The following is a 14,190-nucleotide window of genomic DNA, read 5'->3' as shown; positions in this document are numbered from 1 at the left end:
ACCGTCGGCGAGTGGTGAGGTGGATACTTAGAAGATCGTCAACGCATTGACGATCACCGACCGTATCACTCACTTAGAGAGCTATCGAAACAATGTCTCGCACCGTCCCGGCCGGCACCCAGGGAGCGAACCCGCCGCCGCGCTCCCCCGGACCGGAGGAACCCGCCGCCACTTCCGCCCCGGCCGACCCCGACCAGCCGGAGACCGACCGGATCCAACTCGGCGACCTGCTGCAGGCGTTCAGCGACTCCCTGCGGCGGCGGATCGTGCACCGACTCGCCACGCAGGGCGAGGCCGGCTGCGGAGACATCGACCTGCCGGTCACCCGGGCCACCGGCTCCTACCACTTCCGGATCCTGCGGACGGCAGGCTGGACCCACACCCGCCGATCCGGCCGCGAACGGTACATCTCGCTACGCCGCGCCGATCTCGAAGCGCGCTTCCCCGGCCTGCTGGAGGCCTTGCTGCGAGCCGACGAGGCGGAGCGGGACGCGGTGGCGGAGCCGGACGCGATGTAAGACCACCAGAGATCGCCTCCCGGGGAGAGGGCGATCGTTTCATCGGTCACCAGTCGCCCGGGATTCGACGAAGTGACACCGCTCCGATGTGACGTAGCGGAGACGCCCGGGGGTTGCGGCCTTCCAAGGGGCGGCCGGGGATGCACCCGCACCTGCACCCGCCCTTCCACACCGGGCCGGCCACCAGCACGGTGAACACGGCGAGGCGCCGCGCGAACCAACCTTCCTGTAAAGCACGCTTGACACTCGCCGAGTGGTGACAAGTAAGCTTTACACGTGCGAAACAGCGTCAGGGAACTGCGGTCGTCACGAGGGCTCTCCCAGGGCCAGTTGGGCACAGCCCTCGGGGTCTCACGGCAAACGATCAACGCCATCGAGACCGAGCGGTACACGCCTTCCCTGCCGCTCGCCCTGGCCATGGCCAGGTTCTTCGAGGTCAGCGTTGAGGAGATGTTTCATACCCATGAGAGTCCAGATGACCAGTAACGCAGCCAGGCGGTCCGTCCCCGGCTTCTTCCTCGTCGTCGGAGTCGCCTGCCTCGCGGCCGCGACCGCCGGCGGCCACCTCGCCCTCGGTTTGGTGACGTTCGGGATCCTGGCGGCCTGCAGTCTCGCCTTGGTGATGCTGGGACGCCGGAGCGAGACCTATCAGGGCCTCACCCAGAAGGAACCCGACGAGCGCTTCGCCCGGATCGGAGGGCTGGCCTGGGCCGGCACGGGCATCGTGCTCACCGTGGGCAATCTCAGCGCTTTCATCGGTGAACTGGCATCCGGAAGAAGTGGCGATCCGTACTTCTGGTTCGTGGCCACCGCCGCCATCACCTACATCGTGTTCGTCGCCTTGTTGTCTCGGCACACCTGAGCAGCCATCACCACGAACGGCCCGCCGCTGTACGCCCGACCAGGCAACGGCGACCAACCTGGTCACCTGAGGTCGGTGCCAGACAAGGCTGCGTCGGCGCGGGCAAGCGCGGGCACATCAATTCGCGGCGACGGCAAGGCTGTTCTTCTCCTCACGCTCCGTCAGAACCTGGAACAGGCAGCTCAGCGCCGCTGCGGTCCAGCTCCATACAGTCCAGCTCGTCGATACAGAGAAGAACGACGCAGCGGTAGCGATCAACCGATGCGACGGACCACGGCTCTGCCGACGTGGCTACGTGCGGTGGGTGAGGTGGGTGAGGAGCGCGTCGAGTGCGCTGGCCAGGGCCTGGGAGTTGGCCTGGTCGAACCAGGTGGTGCGGATGCGTTCGTTGTTTCCGTTCGGGGTCTCGTGGTCCGCTGCGAGTTGGTACAGGGAACGGGTCTCGTCGCCCAGGGAGCGGCCCACGCCCTGGAAGAGGTTGCGGATGTAGCGGTCCGCGTCCTCGGCGGCGATGCCCTGGTTGGCGGCCCACGACGTGAGCGTGGCGAGATACGTGTAGTGGGTGGTCAGCGTCCCGGTCAGCGCGGAGAAAACGTCGAAGGCGGCCTCGTCCGCGACGGGGAGCACCCCGCCCAGGCGCTCGAAGAAGGAGTCCACCTCCGGGTGCGAGGGGTACACCACGGTGACGGAGCGGCGTTCGCGGATGGCCGGCAGGGGGATGGCTCGGACCAGCGGGGCGCCGGTGGCGAGGAACCGGCGCAGGTCGTCGTTGCCGACGCCGGCCATCACGTTGACCACGACCTTGTCGTCGTCCACCCGCACGCCGGCCAGGGCGTCGTGGCGGTCCTGGCGCCGTACGGCGATGATCACCAACTCGGAGCGGTCCACCACCTCCTGGTTGTCGGCGCACACCCGTACGCCCTCGTAGCGCTCGGACAACTCCGCGGCCGTGCGAGCGCCCCGGGGAGAGAGAAACACTTCTGACGACTCGTCGCCCCCGTGACGCAGGCTCATCACGATGGCCCGGCCGATCTCGCCCACTCCGATGATGCCGATGCGTTTCATGGTTGTTCCTCCATGATGCGTGGTGGTCGTGGCCCGTACAGGTGCGGGTCCGTGTCGTTGAACCTGCGTGCGAGGACGAACGCAGTCAACGTCATGTCGAGCGCGGCCTCTTCCACAGGAGTGCGACCGCCAGGGCGCCTGCCAGGCAGGGAGCCACCCCCGCCCAACCCAGCACCGGCGGCAGACCGGTAGCGCCGGAGGTGTCCTTGGTGAGCAGCCCGGCCAACCCGATGCCGGTGCCGAGCACGAACATCACGGTTGCGGCGGGGCGTGCCCATCGCTTGCCCGCGTTGACGGCCCACGTCGTAGATGCCTGTTCCGGGTCTCATCGGTCGATCATGTCGATGCCGTGGTCGCCGTATCGCGCCCCTTGGGCGCCGGTGGCGGGGACGGCAGCGTCGATGCGGCCGAGGTCGGTCGCGGTGAGCTGCAGATCGAGGGCGGCCAGGTTGTCGCGCAGGTGGGGGCGACGCGAACTGCCGGGGATGGGGATGACGTCGCTGCCACGGGCGAGGAGCCAGGCCAGGGCGACCTGGGCGGGGGTGGCGTTCTTGGCCGCGGCGAGTCGAGTGAGGGTGTCGACGACGGCCAGGTTGGCCTTGAGGTTGTCGCCGGTGTAGCGGGGCGCGGTGGCGCGGAAATCACCGCTGTCGTACGAGGTGTTGGCGCGGACGGCTCCGGTGAGCAGGCCGCGGCCGAGGGGGCTGTAGGCGACCAGGGCCGCGCCGATGCTGCGCAGAGCGGGCAGGATGTCGTTTTCGACATGGCGTTCCCACAGCGAGTACTCGGTCTGGACGGCGCTGATGGGGTGGACGGCGTGGGCGCGTCGGAGGGTGGCGGCGGAGACTTCGGACAGGCCGATGTGGCCCACCTTGCCCTGGGCGACCAGTTCGGACAGCGCTCCGACCGATTCCTCGACGGGCACGACAGGGTCGATGCGCGCGAGGTAGTACACGTCGATGTGGTCGGTGCGCAGCCGGCGCAACGACGCCTCGCAGCCACGCCGCAGAGAGTCGGGGGAACCGATGGGGACCAGCCCTTCGGTGGTGCGCCGGACGCCCGTCTTGGTGGCCAGCACGACGCGGTCACGGTGTGGCGCGAGGGTCTGGCCGAGGAGTTCCTCGTTCGCCCCGTCGCCGTAGAAGTCGCCGGTGTCGAACATGGTGACGCCACTGTCGAGGGCCTCCAGCACGGTGGCCGCTGCCTCATGGGGGTCGGCCGGGCCGTAGCTGCCAGTCATGCTCATGCAGCCCAGACCGAGCCGGGAGACCGCGGGGCCGTCGACGCCCAGGTTGTTGGTGTGCATCGTCTCCTCCGTCACGTCGCCAGGGCCGCGCGGAGGAACCCGAGGATCTCCGCCTGGGCGGCCGCGGCCTGCGGTTCCACTCCCGGCAGGGTGAGGAACGCGTGCCTCGCGCCCGGGTATTCGGTCAGCCGCACGGACGTCCCGGCGACTCGCAGTCGCTCGGCGTAGCGGCGGCCGTGATCGGCGACCGCATCCTGGGTCGGCACCACGAGCAGCGCCGGCGCGAGCCCGCTCAGGTCGTCCGCGTAGAGCGGCGAGAATGCCCGGGCGTCCGTTCCCGCCGGGACGGCGAGCCGCTGGAGGAGCCGCAGTTGCGGCAGTGCGCGGGTCGGGCGGTATGCGTACGCGGCGATCGAGGGGTAGTCGTACATCGTGTCGGTCACGTCGACCGCGGGGTTGACCAGCACCTGCGCCGCCAGGTGCAGACCGTCCTCCCGGGCTCGAATGGCCGTCAGGGCGCTGACGAGTGCGCCGAAGCTCTCCCCGAAGACGGCCGTGCGCGCCGGGTCGATGCCCCACTGGCCGGCGTGCTGCACCACGTGCCGCAGCACATCCCAGCCGTCGTCGGCGGCGTTCGCGAGCGGACTGTCCGGGGCGACGAGGCGGTGCTCGACCGAGGCGACGAGCGCGGGCAGTTGGACGGCGAGGTGGCTGTTGGTCCAGTCGCACTGCACCGCCGTGCCCACGAAGCTGCCTCCGTGGACATGGACCACGAGTGGCAGGTCGGTTCGGGCGGCGTCACCGTCACCCGTCGACGCCGGCCGGTACACCCGGACCATGAGGTCACGCCCGGGCAGTGCGACCTCACGCCACTCGATCGCGGCGCCCGGGTCCGGCTCCCCGGTGATCGCCCGCGCCGCGTCGGATGCCCGGAAGCGGTTCTCCGCTTCGCGGTAGGCGATCAGTTCCTCGGTCGTTAACGCCTCGAAGTCCGGCTCCGGCGGCCGCGTCGCAGCGGCGGTCTGGATCATGTCTGTGTCTCTCCTTCTTGTCCCGGCCTTGCCTCCCGGCAGGCTCGCGTCCCCAGTATGCACGCACCGCGTGCAACAGCAAGTGCATAGACTAGACTGGACGCGGACGAGAGGGGCGAGATGGCAGGCCGAAGGCGTTGGTCGACCGAGGAGATCCTGGACACGGCAGCGGAACTGCTGCGCACGAGCGACGCAGAGTCGTTCAGCGTGCGCAAGCTCGCGGCAACGCTCGGGACCGACTCCTCCAGCCTCTACCGGCATTTCCGCAGCAAGACGGAACTGCTGCGCGCGGTCGCCGACCGGATCCTGGCTGCCGCCATGGACGGCTACCGCCCCGAGGGCGACTGGAAGCAGCGCATCACGACCCTGGCCCTTCGCCTGCGCGAAGCCTTCGGCCAGCAGCCCCAACTCGCCGTGGTCTGGGGACGCTACGCGTCCAGCGGCGCCGGATCCCGGCTGGTCATGGAAGAGGTGCTGCAGGCCCTGCGAGCCTCAGGGCTGCCCGACGAGGAGATCCCGGCGCGCTACCACCGGATCGTGATCCTGCTCGCCGCACTGATCGCCTCCGAGGCCGGCATCAGCTCCCTCACCACCGAAGAGCACGAACAGGGCATGGAGCTGTTCCGCGTCGCGGTACTGGGCGCCGACCCCGAACGCTTCCCCGCCCTGGCCCACTACGCTCGCGACATCCGCCCCCTCGGTGCGGACCGCCGCGACGCGTTCGAGGAGATCCTCGCCGCCCAACTCGCCCACATCGAGGCCGCGATCCGCCCGAGCTAGTGCCGCGTCAGACAGCTTCCCGCCGATCGGCTTGCTACCGAGCCGGCTTTTCGCTGGCCAACGTCATGACGGAGGTGCGCTGCGGGCACCGAAAAGGAAAGCAGCGCCGCGAATCGATGTGGTTGCAGGGTCGACGAGCACCAAGCAGACCTCCTCGGGTGAGTTGTTACGGTCTGGCCCGCATCAGCCATCTCAACGCAGCTTCGACTTCCGCCGCACCCGCCTCCGCCGCCTGACCGGCTCCCAGACCTGAGCCGGACTTGGAGTCTTCGCCTACAACCTCCAGCGGATGAACACCCCCAGTCGACGAGACAGGGACCAATGGCCGGCCCTCGGCCTGGTGCCCTCCAACAGCACCGACCCCGTCACCAGCCCAAACCCTTTTTCAGGGGCAAGTCGCTAGGCGCGAGCGAATGTGCGAACCCCACCTGACAGATCAGCAACTGGGGCGTTGCAGCGCCATCATGCCGCGACCGTAACTCGGGGCACGACGCCAGAGGGCAGTGCGCGACGTCAGCCGCGTGGATCGGCCCAGTAGTCGGTGAGCATTTCCTTGGGCCATGCGGGCTCGTGCACTTCGCCGCGTGGCCCCATTTCCTCGAAGTACGGCGCAACGTCGTAGACCGGAGTTCCATCGACTGCATCGAGGTCCTCCACGTGGAGGTCGAGGACCTCGACCTTGAGCAGCCGGGGGAAGGACTGCGCGAGCTGGTTGGGGCGCCCGTGATGACGGTGAGCGAATGTGCCCGTTGCCGGCCGTTGAGGGTTGTTCCGCGGGCTGCGCGCGTGCAGGGCGACATCGTCGGGGGCCGCGAGGTGGAAGTGCCAGACGACCAGGAGGTGGGAGAACTCCTCAAGGCCCTGGACGACCTCAACGGGTGGCTCTGTTCACGAGAACGGGTTCTGGCTCAACAACTGTGGCGCCGTCACCGTGAGTGACAGGTGGCAGTCGCCGTGGGCTCCCGGAAGTTGCCCGAAAAGGATCAGTCCCGGGCCTGGTGGGGCTGACAGTTCCGGCTTGTGGAGGATGCGGCGCTCCGCCTGGAGCAGCTGTTGTTCCCGTCGATCGCGAATGTCGCGGTGCTGTCGGTAGACGTGAACAACGAGACGGTACGTATTGAAGCCTGCTGCACGGCTGCCGGAGCCGTGTGTCCGGGCTGTGGCGACCGGTCGAGCCGGGCGCCTGGCTCCTACCTGCGGATTCCCGCTGATTCGCCCAGCGCGGGAAGACGGGTGGTGCTGTGCTTGAGGGTCCGCCGATTCACCTGCGGGAACCCATCGTGCGATCGGCGGACCTTCGTCGAGCAGGTGTCGGGCCTGACCCGGCGGTTCGGTCGGTGGACCGAGACACTCCGACCGGTCGACTTGCTGCCCGACCGTGAGGCTTCGAGCCTGGCCGCATGGCCGGCCGAGCGGCCGGGGATCGAGGTCGCATGCCGCGACCGCGCGCCGTTCTTCGCGGAAGGCGCCGCCACCGGAGCACCCCAAGCGGTCCACGTCGCAGACAGGTGGCATTTGTGGCGCAACCTGGGCGAAGCCGCCGAGCGGAGCGTCGCCCAGCACCGCGGATGCCTGCGAGTCCTGGTGCCTGAACCAACTCCCCGGACCTCACCCGAACCCACACCGCCCGAGGAGGCTTCCAGCTCGCCGTGGCCAACCGGTCACGGGTTCGCCGACCGTATCCGGGCCAGACACGCCACCGTTCACGCGCTGCTGGAGGCCGGCCACAGCCGCCGATCCATCGGACGCCAACTGCACATGACGCACCGCACGGTCAAAAGTCTCGCCGATGCCGCCAAGCCGGAAGACCTCTTCCGCGGGCAGTGGCAGAACAGCCGAACCTCCGTCCTCGACGAGTACAAGCCCCATCTCGACAACCGCTGGAACGAGGGCTGCACCAACGCCTGGAAGCTTTGGGAAGAGATCGTGCCACTCGGCTACAAGGGCACGTACCGGATCGTCAGCGCCTACATCAGGAAAAAGCGCACGTCACCGCAACCGGTGACGGCAAAGCCACCGTCACCCCGAACAGTCTCCAAGTGGATCCTCAGCCGCCCCGAAACCCTCACCGAAATCGAGCAGTTGCGACTCAAGACGGTCCTCACTCAATGCCCTGAACTGGAGGCCCTCACCGGACACGTCCGATCCTTCGCGACCATGCCCACCGAGCGCCAGGGCAAACGGCTCCCGCAGTGGATCGACGCCGTCCGGCAAGATGACCTTCCCAGTCTCCACACTCTCGCCGTAGGCATTGACCGCGATCGTGAGGCCGTCATCGCCGGCCGCACACTTCCCTGGAACTCGGGAGTCGTCGAAGGCCACGTCCACCGGATCATTCTGTGGAATCAGAATTGTCAAGCTTGCGGTGCTTTGCCCTGGCGGACGTCGACGATCGGAAGGAGGGTCGTGTTCGCTGGTAGATCGAGCTGCCGGGGTGTCGGCCCGGCCGGGGTGGGGGTGTCGGCGAGCCGGACCAGGAGGCGATCGAGGGCTGTCTGTCCGTCGTCGATGGCTGCTTGCTCGTCCTCGGTGAGCGGGATCGATGCTCGCATCCTCTGCAAGTTACCTTTGGCTTCGAGGAGTTGGGCCTTGCTGGAGTCCTTCGGGGTATAGAAGTCGCAGCGTGCGCAGGCCATGCGGTGCTGGCACTGCTCGAAGAAGGTGTAGGTGCAGTAGCCATGGCCGAGGTCGTAGTGCTGCCAGGGCTCGCCGGCCGTGGCGGCGCCGGAGGCGACCGCGTCGCGGTCGACGAGGACCTCGATGGTGCGGACGTTGCGGGAGAAGTACCCGGCGTCGTCGTAGGCTCGGGTCAGGGTCGTAGGGCTGATCTTCGCGTAGAACTGTGTGGACTGCGGGGAACGGTGGCCGAGCCAGGCTTGGAGCTCGAACAGCGTCATCGGCTCCTTGGCGTTGTAGAGCTGGCTGGCGATCGTGGAGCGGGCCCGGTGGCTGGTTATGTCCCCGCGGACGTCGGCGGTGGGGACGCCGGCCTTGCGGCAGAGCATGGGGATCACAGTGTTGTTGATGTAGGCGGAGGAGACCTTCCGGGCCCGGAAGGCGAACAGCGGGTCCACGAGTTCGCCGGTGCGGCGGTCGGTGAACTTCGGCTGCGTGGGGCGGACGGCCTGCCAGGCATCGAGGGCCTGGCCCAGGATCGGGTCGACCGGCTTGGTGAAGGCGGTGCCGGTCTTGTGGGTCGGCACGTCCAGCAGGCAGACCGCGTCACGGGCCAGGACCTGCTGCGAGTCGCCCGCGATCACGGCGCCGTCGTGCTCCCAGCGGATGCAGCCCGTCCGCAGCCGGGCTATCTCATCGCTCCTCTGCCCGGAGAACAGCCAGGTCAGCGTGACGGCTCGGACGAGTTCCAGAGGGTAGAAGTTCCCGGCCTTGGTCTGCGGGAGGTCATCCTCCTGGAGGTTCAGTCCGGCCCACATCAGCTTCGCCCAGATGTCGTCCGCGATCACGCGCGGGTCCGGGCCGAGCAGGGCCGTGATGCTGCGTGGGGTGCCCAGCGCGCGCTGTGGATCGAAGCGGCGGGGTATCCATTCCCACTCCTGCAGGTCGCGGAAGAACGTACGGACCGCGGTGAGATGTCCGGCCTTGGACGGCGCTTCCATGGGTTTGCCGAGACGTTCCTTGAGGCTCGCGGTGCGCTGAAGGTAGTCGCCCACCTTCATCCGGTCCACCGCGGCGACCCAGGTCGCGCAGGTCTTGCGGGTCCAGTCGGCCGGATCGGCGACCTCGGGATGCTCGGCCTCGATCCACCGGCCGGCCTTGAACAGCGTCGCGCGCAGACTCCCGCGGACCCGAGGAGTGAGCGTGGACGTCGTGTACCAACGCTCCACCCACTCCGCCCAGACCGGCGAGCCCCCACTCGCCCTCGCCGAGTGACGGCCCGTCATCCGCTGCGGCGGGTCACAGAAGCCCAGCTCGGCAACGGCACGCTGCAGGGCATGCAGCGTGTTGCCGCGCGCCGCAGGCAGCAGGCGCTCGGCGCGGATCCGCTCGAACAAGGCCGTGGTCAAGTCCTCCAGATGCGGGCTGCGGTTGAGAAGCAGGACCTGGCAGACCACCATCGGCAGCAGCTGGTCGTCCTCGCGGCCGAGCTTGTAGCCCCATCCAGCGAGCACCGCGCGGATCCGGCGGATCTCGCCGTCCACGCGCTCGCGGCCGAAGACGCGCCAGGCCAGCGCGAGACGGCCGAAGCTGCCCAGCTTGTAGAAGTCGGCGAAGCCGCCGAGCAGGAAGGCGTGCGCGGCCAGTTGGGGACGCACCGCCTCCTCCGCCCAGATGGGAACGCTCGCCCGGAAACTCTGCAGATCCTGCCCAAGCAGCCCGGCCCATTCCTCGCCACTCCAGGCCCAGTACGAGCGGCCGGTCTCCGCACACCGCAGCAGCACCACCGCGGCGGCATCCAGCCGCCCTCGACGGCGGTGCGACGTGGCCGGCTCGTGCAGCGCGGCGGCGACGTTGTCCAGAGGTCGCAGCAGCCGCCGGACCACGCGCCATCCCGGGGCGTCAGGATCGTGACGGGCCATCCGGCGCAGGTTGACCAGGCCCAACTCCGCGATGGCCTGCTTCTCCGCGGGCCGCACGGCGGCCGCGGTGTCGTAGCGACCCGGGTCGATCGGCCATGTCCAGCGGTCGGACGAGTCCGGCATCGTCAAAGGCGAGACGAGCGCGGTCATCGGCCGGCCTCCCCAGCATCGTTCGTCCTGGTCAAAGCCTGGATGCGCCAAGCATGGATGTGCTCCATGCCGCGGGCGAGCTTCTCGGCCAGGTCCCGGCCGGACAGGTGGATGTACTGGAGCGTGGAGTCGGTGTGCCGGTGCCCGGCGAACGCGGCGATCGCGTGCACCTCCCAGCCCATCCGCGCCAGATCTGTCAGACACAGGTGCCGGGTGGTGTGCGTGGAGAACCGCTCGACTCCGGAGGCCAGTGCGATCCGGCGCACCACCTTCGACCAGGTCCACAGGCTCAGCGGCTGGGCGTGATTGCGCCGTGACTCCGACAGGAACAGCGGCCCCCGCGCCCGGCTGATCGTGGCCCGATGAACGAGGTAGTCCGACAGCAGCACCCCCGTCGACGCCGAGTACGGCACCACCCGTTCCAGCCGGTTCTTCGTCGTTTCCGCCCGTATCCGCAGCGTGCGGTGGGCCGGATCGACGTCGTCGGTCCGCAGCGAGCGCAGTTCCTCGCGTCGCAGTGCAGCGTCGTAGGCCAGGGCGAGCATGACGCGGTTGCGTACCGGCTCGCGCCGGGCCACCTCCAGGATGCGCAGCCACTGCTGTTCGCCGGGAATCCACGGCAGCTTCGTCAGCCGCGGCACCAGACCGCGCTGCTGGCCCCCGCCTCGTCGGCCGGGAGTGTACCGACCGCGGCCGACGGGGTTGGATTCCCGCAGCCCCTCTTCCATGAGGAAGTCGTAGAAGAGGCGCACCGGCACCAGCCGCTGCTGGATCGTCGCGTTCGCCAGCCCCGCTCCGGAATCGATCGAGACCACGTTCGCACCCCGCCGGTGCGGCCGTGAAGTCAACTCCCGTACGTAGACGGCGACATGTGCACGGTTCGCGGCGACCGGGTCGACGCCCTCCCGTTCGCACATCAGCAGGTACTCGGCCAGTCCCCGGCCGTAGGCGTCGATCGTGCGCGGTGCACGTCCGAGATCCGTCCAGACCGTCAGCCAGGCCGCCGCCTGCTCGTGCCGGCCGAGCACTGGCCACTTCTCCGTCAGCACCGTCGTGCCGCTCAAGCTATCTCCCAAGTCCGTGGTTGCACCGGGGAGACATGATCACCCCGGCAGATTCCACGTAACTTTTAAGATGCTCAAGCGCCAAATGTTCGGCCGAGCCGGATTCCAACTCCTCCGGAAGCGAGTGCTCCTGTCATGACGGACAGTGGCGACTCCACAGTCGTTGAGCCAGAACCGACTTGCGGCTCACCCGCAGCTGCCGGGCAACCTCCGGAGGCTTGATCCCTTCGTCGAACAGCGCGGCAGCCTTGAGGCGCACGGCCTCACGGCGCTGACGCGTCTTCGCTGTCAGCTCGCCCCCCATCCGCATATCGCATGCCAGACGGTTTACTGCGCGGCGCAGGTATCCATCCGTCAGCGAAACGCCAAACCATCACCCCAAAGAGCCGATGTCAGTAGCGGCACTGCCGTGGCTGCGAACGCGGGCCAGCCGGCCGCCCGTCAGAGTGGCTGGCCGCCGAGGCAGGTAGTGGGCACGAAACTGGCAACCTCGCGTCATCGGGAGTCGCGTATTCTTCAGCCGCCGAGAGGCCGTGGTCACCCTGAGTGGTCACCGGGGGTGTAGTGGCGTCGAGTTCCGCTGGCCTCTTCGGCGAGGCGGACGGTGGTGTCGTCGTTGTCGGCCCGGTGCTCCGCGGCGAGGGGGAGGCCGGCGACTTGCTGGTGCAGGGTGGCGAGGGAAGCGGCGAGGTGTCCCTGGCCGGTGGCGGTGGATTGAGGCGGGGTTTCGCAGGTGACAGCGAGGGCGTGTCGCCAGTAGTGCAGCGGGAACGAGCCGGAGTGCGCTGCGTGGCGGAAACGGGTGCGGAGGTGTGCGCGGAACGCCGGGGTGTCGTCGTGGCCGCTGATGCGGGCGTAGGTGCGTACGAAGTGGTCGAGGGCTTCGGTGCGTCGGGCCGGGCAGCCGGTGGCCAGGGCCTCGGCGGCCAGTGTGCAGGCGTCCATGATGCCGGAGTAGAACGACGCGACGTCGCCGACCTGGTGGCTCTGCGGTTGGCGGCGCCGATCCTTTCCGCTGGTGAGGGCGTGGAGTTCGGCGTAGGCGAGGGCGGTCGTGCTGGTCGGGGTGGTTGGTGGTACGGGCACCGCGCCTTCGATGACGGCCTGGGTCAGGCGGCGCGGCAAGCTGGTCGGGAGCGCCCAGTGCCAGTATCGGACCAGGCGGTCGTGGGCCTCGTCGAGCTTGCCCACCTCGGCGAGTAGTGCGAGGCGGCGAAGTCGTTCCAGCTCGGGGCAGTCGTCCAGGGTCCGCAGTATCGCCTGGCGCCACGTCAGCTCACGCATGTGCGCCTGGACGGTGTCCAGTTCGCGGGTGACGAGGTCGGCCAGAGAGTGTTCCCCCGTCATCACCGTCGCGATCGCGGCGATTGGGGTGTCGAGCGCGCGGAGGCGCTGGATCAGTCGGAGCCGGGGTAGCGCGTCCGCGGTGTACCTGCGGTGGCCGCCTGGGCTGCGTCCGCTCTCGGGCAGCAGTCCGATGTCGGAGTAGTAGCGGATGGTCTTTACCGGCAGCCCCGTGCGCGCGGCCAGTTCGCCGATGCCCACCGTGTTCTCTCCATGTGTGCCGTGCGTCACAGCTGGTTGAACCTCCACCGCGCGGGAGCCGTTAGCGTCCACGGCGACCGCCGCCTTCCGGCGCATCCGGGGCGTCCGGGGCGGCATTCGCCGAGGAGGATCATCACATGCGGATTCTGATCGTCACCGCCGGTTCGCACGGGGACGTCGCACCGTTCACGGGCCTGGGACAGCGTCTGCTGGACGCCGGGCACCAGGTCGCCGTGGCCGCGCACCTGCCCTTCGCTGGACTCGTCGCCGACTGCGGCCTCGACCACCGGCCTCTGCCAGGGGATCCGCAGGAGTTGATCCGCGCCCGCGCTCTGGCGACGTCACCGGAAGAGGCGCGGGCGGTGACCTCGGCGTTCTTGGACCGGCTGGCAGACGGGGTGGTGGCGGCCGTGGCAGAGGGCACCGACCTGGTGCTCACCGCGTTCGGCCCCGCATCACTCAGCCAAGCGGCCGGCGAGGCGTTCGCCGTCCCCGTCATCGGCACCTACCTCGCGCCGGCCTTTGCCACGAGGGAATTCCCGCTGCCCGGCGTGCCGGGCGCCGACGGCCTGGGGCCGGACGGCAACCTCGCGGCGGGCCGGGCGCTGCTGGCGCAGGCCGGAACGCTCCAGGAAGGGGTCCTTGCGCGGCTGCGCACCCGGCTCAGACTGCCCGCCGCCGTGGGGCCGGTGCAGGCAGGAAAGCTCCGGCCGGTCTTCCACGGCTTCAGTCCCCAGGTGGTACCGCGCCCGGCGGACTGGCCGTCCGAGGTCGAGGTGACGGGTTATTGGTGGCCTGCCCGGCCGCGAGGTTGGCGGCCCCCGGCCGAGCTGGTCGACTTCCTCCAGACCGGTCCGCCCCCGGTGTTCATCGGCTTCGGCAGCATGGCACCGGGCCAGGGGGAACGTTTGGGCGAGCTGGTGGCGGCGGCAGTGGCTCGGGCGGGGGTGCGCGCGGTGGTGCAGGCGGGGTGGGCCGGCCTCAGCGCGGTCGGCGACGACGTCCTGGCGATCGATGACCTCCCGCACGACTGGCTGTTCCCTCGCACGGCCGCCGTCGTCCACCACGCCGGGGCGGGCACCACCGCGGCCGGACTGCGCGCCGGGGTGCCCGCCGTGCCGGTACCTGTCATGGCCGACCAGCCGTTCTGGGCGGCCCGGCTGCACCAGCTCGGAGTCGCCCCGCGGCCGCTGCCGTTCCACGAGCTCACCGCCGAATCCCTCGCCGAGGCGATCACAGCCTGCATGGCCGATCCGGCCCACCGGCAGCGAGCGGCCGAACTCGCGCGCCGCATCGCCACAGAGGACGGCACCTCCGCGGTACTGGCACGCATCGGCGTTGCGTCCGACGGATGAACCCGAGACCGCTGCGACAGGCATCCAGGGCACGAG

Annotated in this window: 13 protein-coding genes and 3 pseudogenes; 6 read left to right on the top strand and 10 right to left on the bottom strand. The window is 69.2% G+C overall.

Annotated elements, in window-relative coordinates; genetic code table 11:
* The first annotated feature begins 92 nt into the window (after positions 1 to 92).
* From MOV08_RS39110 to MOV08_RS39100, 3 genes are all read left to right on the top strand, one after another.
* Positions 93 to 518: an ArsR/SmtB family transcription factor gene (locus MOV08_RS39110; protein ID WP_275310891.1), complete on the top strand. Its 426-nt coding sequence runs from the start codon at positions 93 to 95 to the stop codon at positions 516 to 518.
* Positions 519 to 794: 276 nt separating this feature from the next.
* Positions 795 to 1,004 (top strand): helix-turn-helix transcriptional regulator, encoded by a 210-nt coding sequence (locus tag MOV08_RS39105; protein WP_039638945.1) that lies wholly within the window; start codon positions 795 to 797, stop codon positions 1,002 to 1,004.
* Positions 994 to 1,380, top strand: coding sequence for a hypothetical protein (locus tag MOV08_RS39100; protein ID WP_039638942.1), 387 nt, complete (start codon positions 994 to 996; stop codon positions 1,378 to 1,380). Before MOV08_RS39105 ends, MOV08_RS39100 begins: the two co-directional genes overlap by 11 nt.
* A 291-nt stretch (positions 1,381 to 1,671) precedes the next feature.
* Here the strand turns inward: MOV08_RS39100 and MOV08_RS39095 are convergent, their stop codons facing one another.
* From MOV08_RS39095 to MOV08_RS39080, 4 genes are all read right to left on the bottom strand, one after another.
* On the bottom strand, positions 1,672 to 2,445 hold the full coding sequence (locus tag MOV08_RS39095) for an NAD(P)-binding domain-containing protein (RefSeq protein ID WP_039638940.1): 774 nt from the start codon (positions 2,443 to 2,445) through the stop codon (positions 1,672 to 1,674).
* 91 nt (positions 2,446 to 2,536) lie between these two features.
* Entirely contained in the window at positions 2,537 to 2,692 is a 156-nt protein-coding gene (locus MOV08_RS39090) for a hypothetical protein (protein ID WP_239010270.1), read from the bottom strand.
* Positions 2,693 to 2,770: 78 nt separating this feature from the next.
* Positions 2,771 to 3,751, bottom strand: coding sequence for an aldo/keto reductase (locus tag MOV08_RS39085; protein ID WP_275310889.1), 981 nt, complete (start codon positions 3,749 to 3,751; stop codon positions 2,771 to 2,773).
* A gap of 11 nt (positions 3,752 to 3,762) precedes the next feature.
* Positions 3,763 to 4,722: an alpha/beta hydrolase fold domain-containing protein gene (locus tag MOV08_RS39080; protein ID WP_275310887.1), complete on the bottom strand. Its 960-nt coding sequence runs from the start codon at positions 4,720 to 4,722 to the stop codon at positions 3,763 to 3,765.
* A 120-nt stretch (positions 4,723 to 4,842) separates the two neighbouring features.
* Between MOV08_RS39080 and MOV08_RS39075 the strand changes: the two genes are divergently transcribed.
* A complete protein-coding gene (locus MOV08_RS39075; RefSeq protein ID WP_275310886.1) occupies positions 4,843 to 5,502 on the top strand; it encodes a TetR/AcrR family transcriptional regulator in 660 nt (219 codons plus the stop codon).
* Between the two features lie 513 nt (positions 5,503 to 6,015).
* Here MOV08_RS39075 and MOV08_RS39070 read toward each other — a convergent pair.
* Positions 6,016 to 6,381 (bottom strand): annotated as a pseudogene (locus MOV08_RS39070) (TrmO family methyltransferase domain-containing protein); the annotation flags it as partial.
* A 141-nt stretch (positions 6,382 to 6,522) separates the two neighbouring features.
* Here MOV08_RS39070 and MOV08_RS43890 point away from each other — a divergent pair.
* Positions 6,523 to 7,038, top strand: a pseudogene (locus MOV08_RS43890) (transposase); the annotation flags it as partial.
* Between the two features lie 483 nt (positions 7,039 to 7,521).
* Here the strand turns inward: MOV08_RS43890 and MOV08_RS39060 are convergent.
* From MOV08_RS39060 to MOV08_RS39045, 5 genes and pseudogenes are all read right to left on the bottom strand, one after another.
* Positions 7,522 to 7,830 (bottom strand): hypothetical protein, encoded by a 309-nt coding sequence (locus tag MOV08_RS39060; RefSeq protein ID WP_275312066.1) that lies wholly within the window; start codon positions 7,828 to 7,830, stop codon positions 7,522 to 7,524.
* A gap of 26 nt (positions 7,831 to 7,856) precedes the next feature.
* The gene (locus MOV08_RS39055; protein WP_275310884.1) at positions 7,857 to 10,190 is read right to left on the bottom strand and encodes a tyrosine-type recombinase/integrase; all 2,334 of its coding nucleotides are present in this window, start codon (positions 10,188 to 10,190) and stop codon (positions 7,857 to 7,859) included.
* Positions 10,187 to 11,254 (bottom strand): tyrosine-type recombinase/integrase, encoded by a 1,068-nt coding sequence (locus MOV08_RS39050; protein ID WP_275310882.1) that lies wholly within the window; start codon positions 11,252 to 11,254, stop codon positions 10,187 to 10,189. Before MOV08_RS39050 ends, MOV08_RS39055 begins: the two co-directional genes overlap by 4 nt.
* Before the next feature lie 166 nt (positions 11,255 to 11,420).
* Positions 11,421 to 11,571, bottom strand: a pseudogene (locus MOV08_RS43885) (helix-turn-helix domain-containing protein); the annotation flags it as partial.
* 220 nt (positions 11,572 to 11,791) lie between these two features.
* Complete coding sequence (locus MOV08_RS39045) at positions 11,792 to 12,829, bottom strand: helix-turn-helix domain-containing protein (protein WP_275310881.1); 1,038 nt, start codon at positions 12,827 to 12,829, stop codon at positions 11,792 to 11,794.
* 107 nt (positions 12,830 to 12,936) lie between these two features.
* Here MOV08_RS39045 and MOV08_RS39040 point away from each other — a divergent pair, with 107 nt between their 5' ends.
* Positions 12,937 to 14,154 carry a glycosyltransferase gene (locus MOV08_RS39040; protein WP_275310879.1) on the top strand — a complete coding sequence of 406 codons (1,218 nt, stop codon included), beginning with the start codon at positions 12,937 to 12,939 and terminating at the stop codon, positions 14,152 to 14,154.
* Positions 14,155 to 14,190 lie beyond the last annotated feature (36 nt).

This window comes from Streptomyces yunnanensis (genome assembly GCF_029011865.1).
Classification (GTDB): domain Bacteria; phylum Actinomycetota; class Actinomycetes; order Streptomycetales; family Streptomycetaceae; genus Streptomyces; species Streptomyces yunnanensis.
Note: the sequence above shows the minus strand (reverse complement) of the source record. Positions and strands in the feature narration are given on the sequence as shown.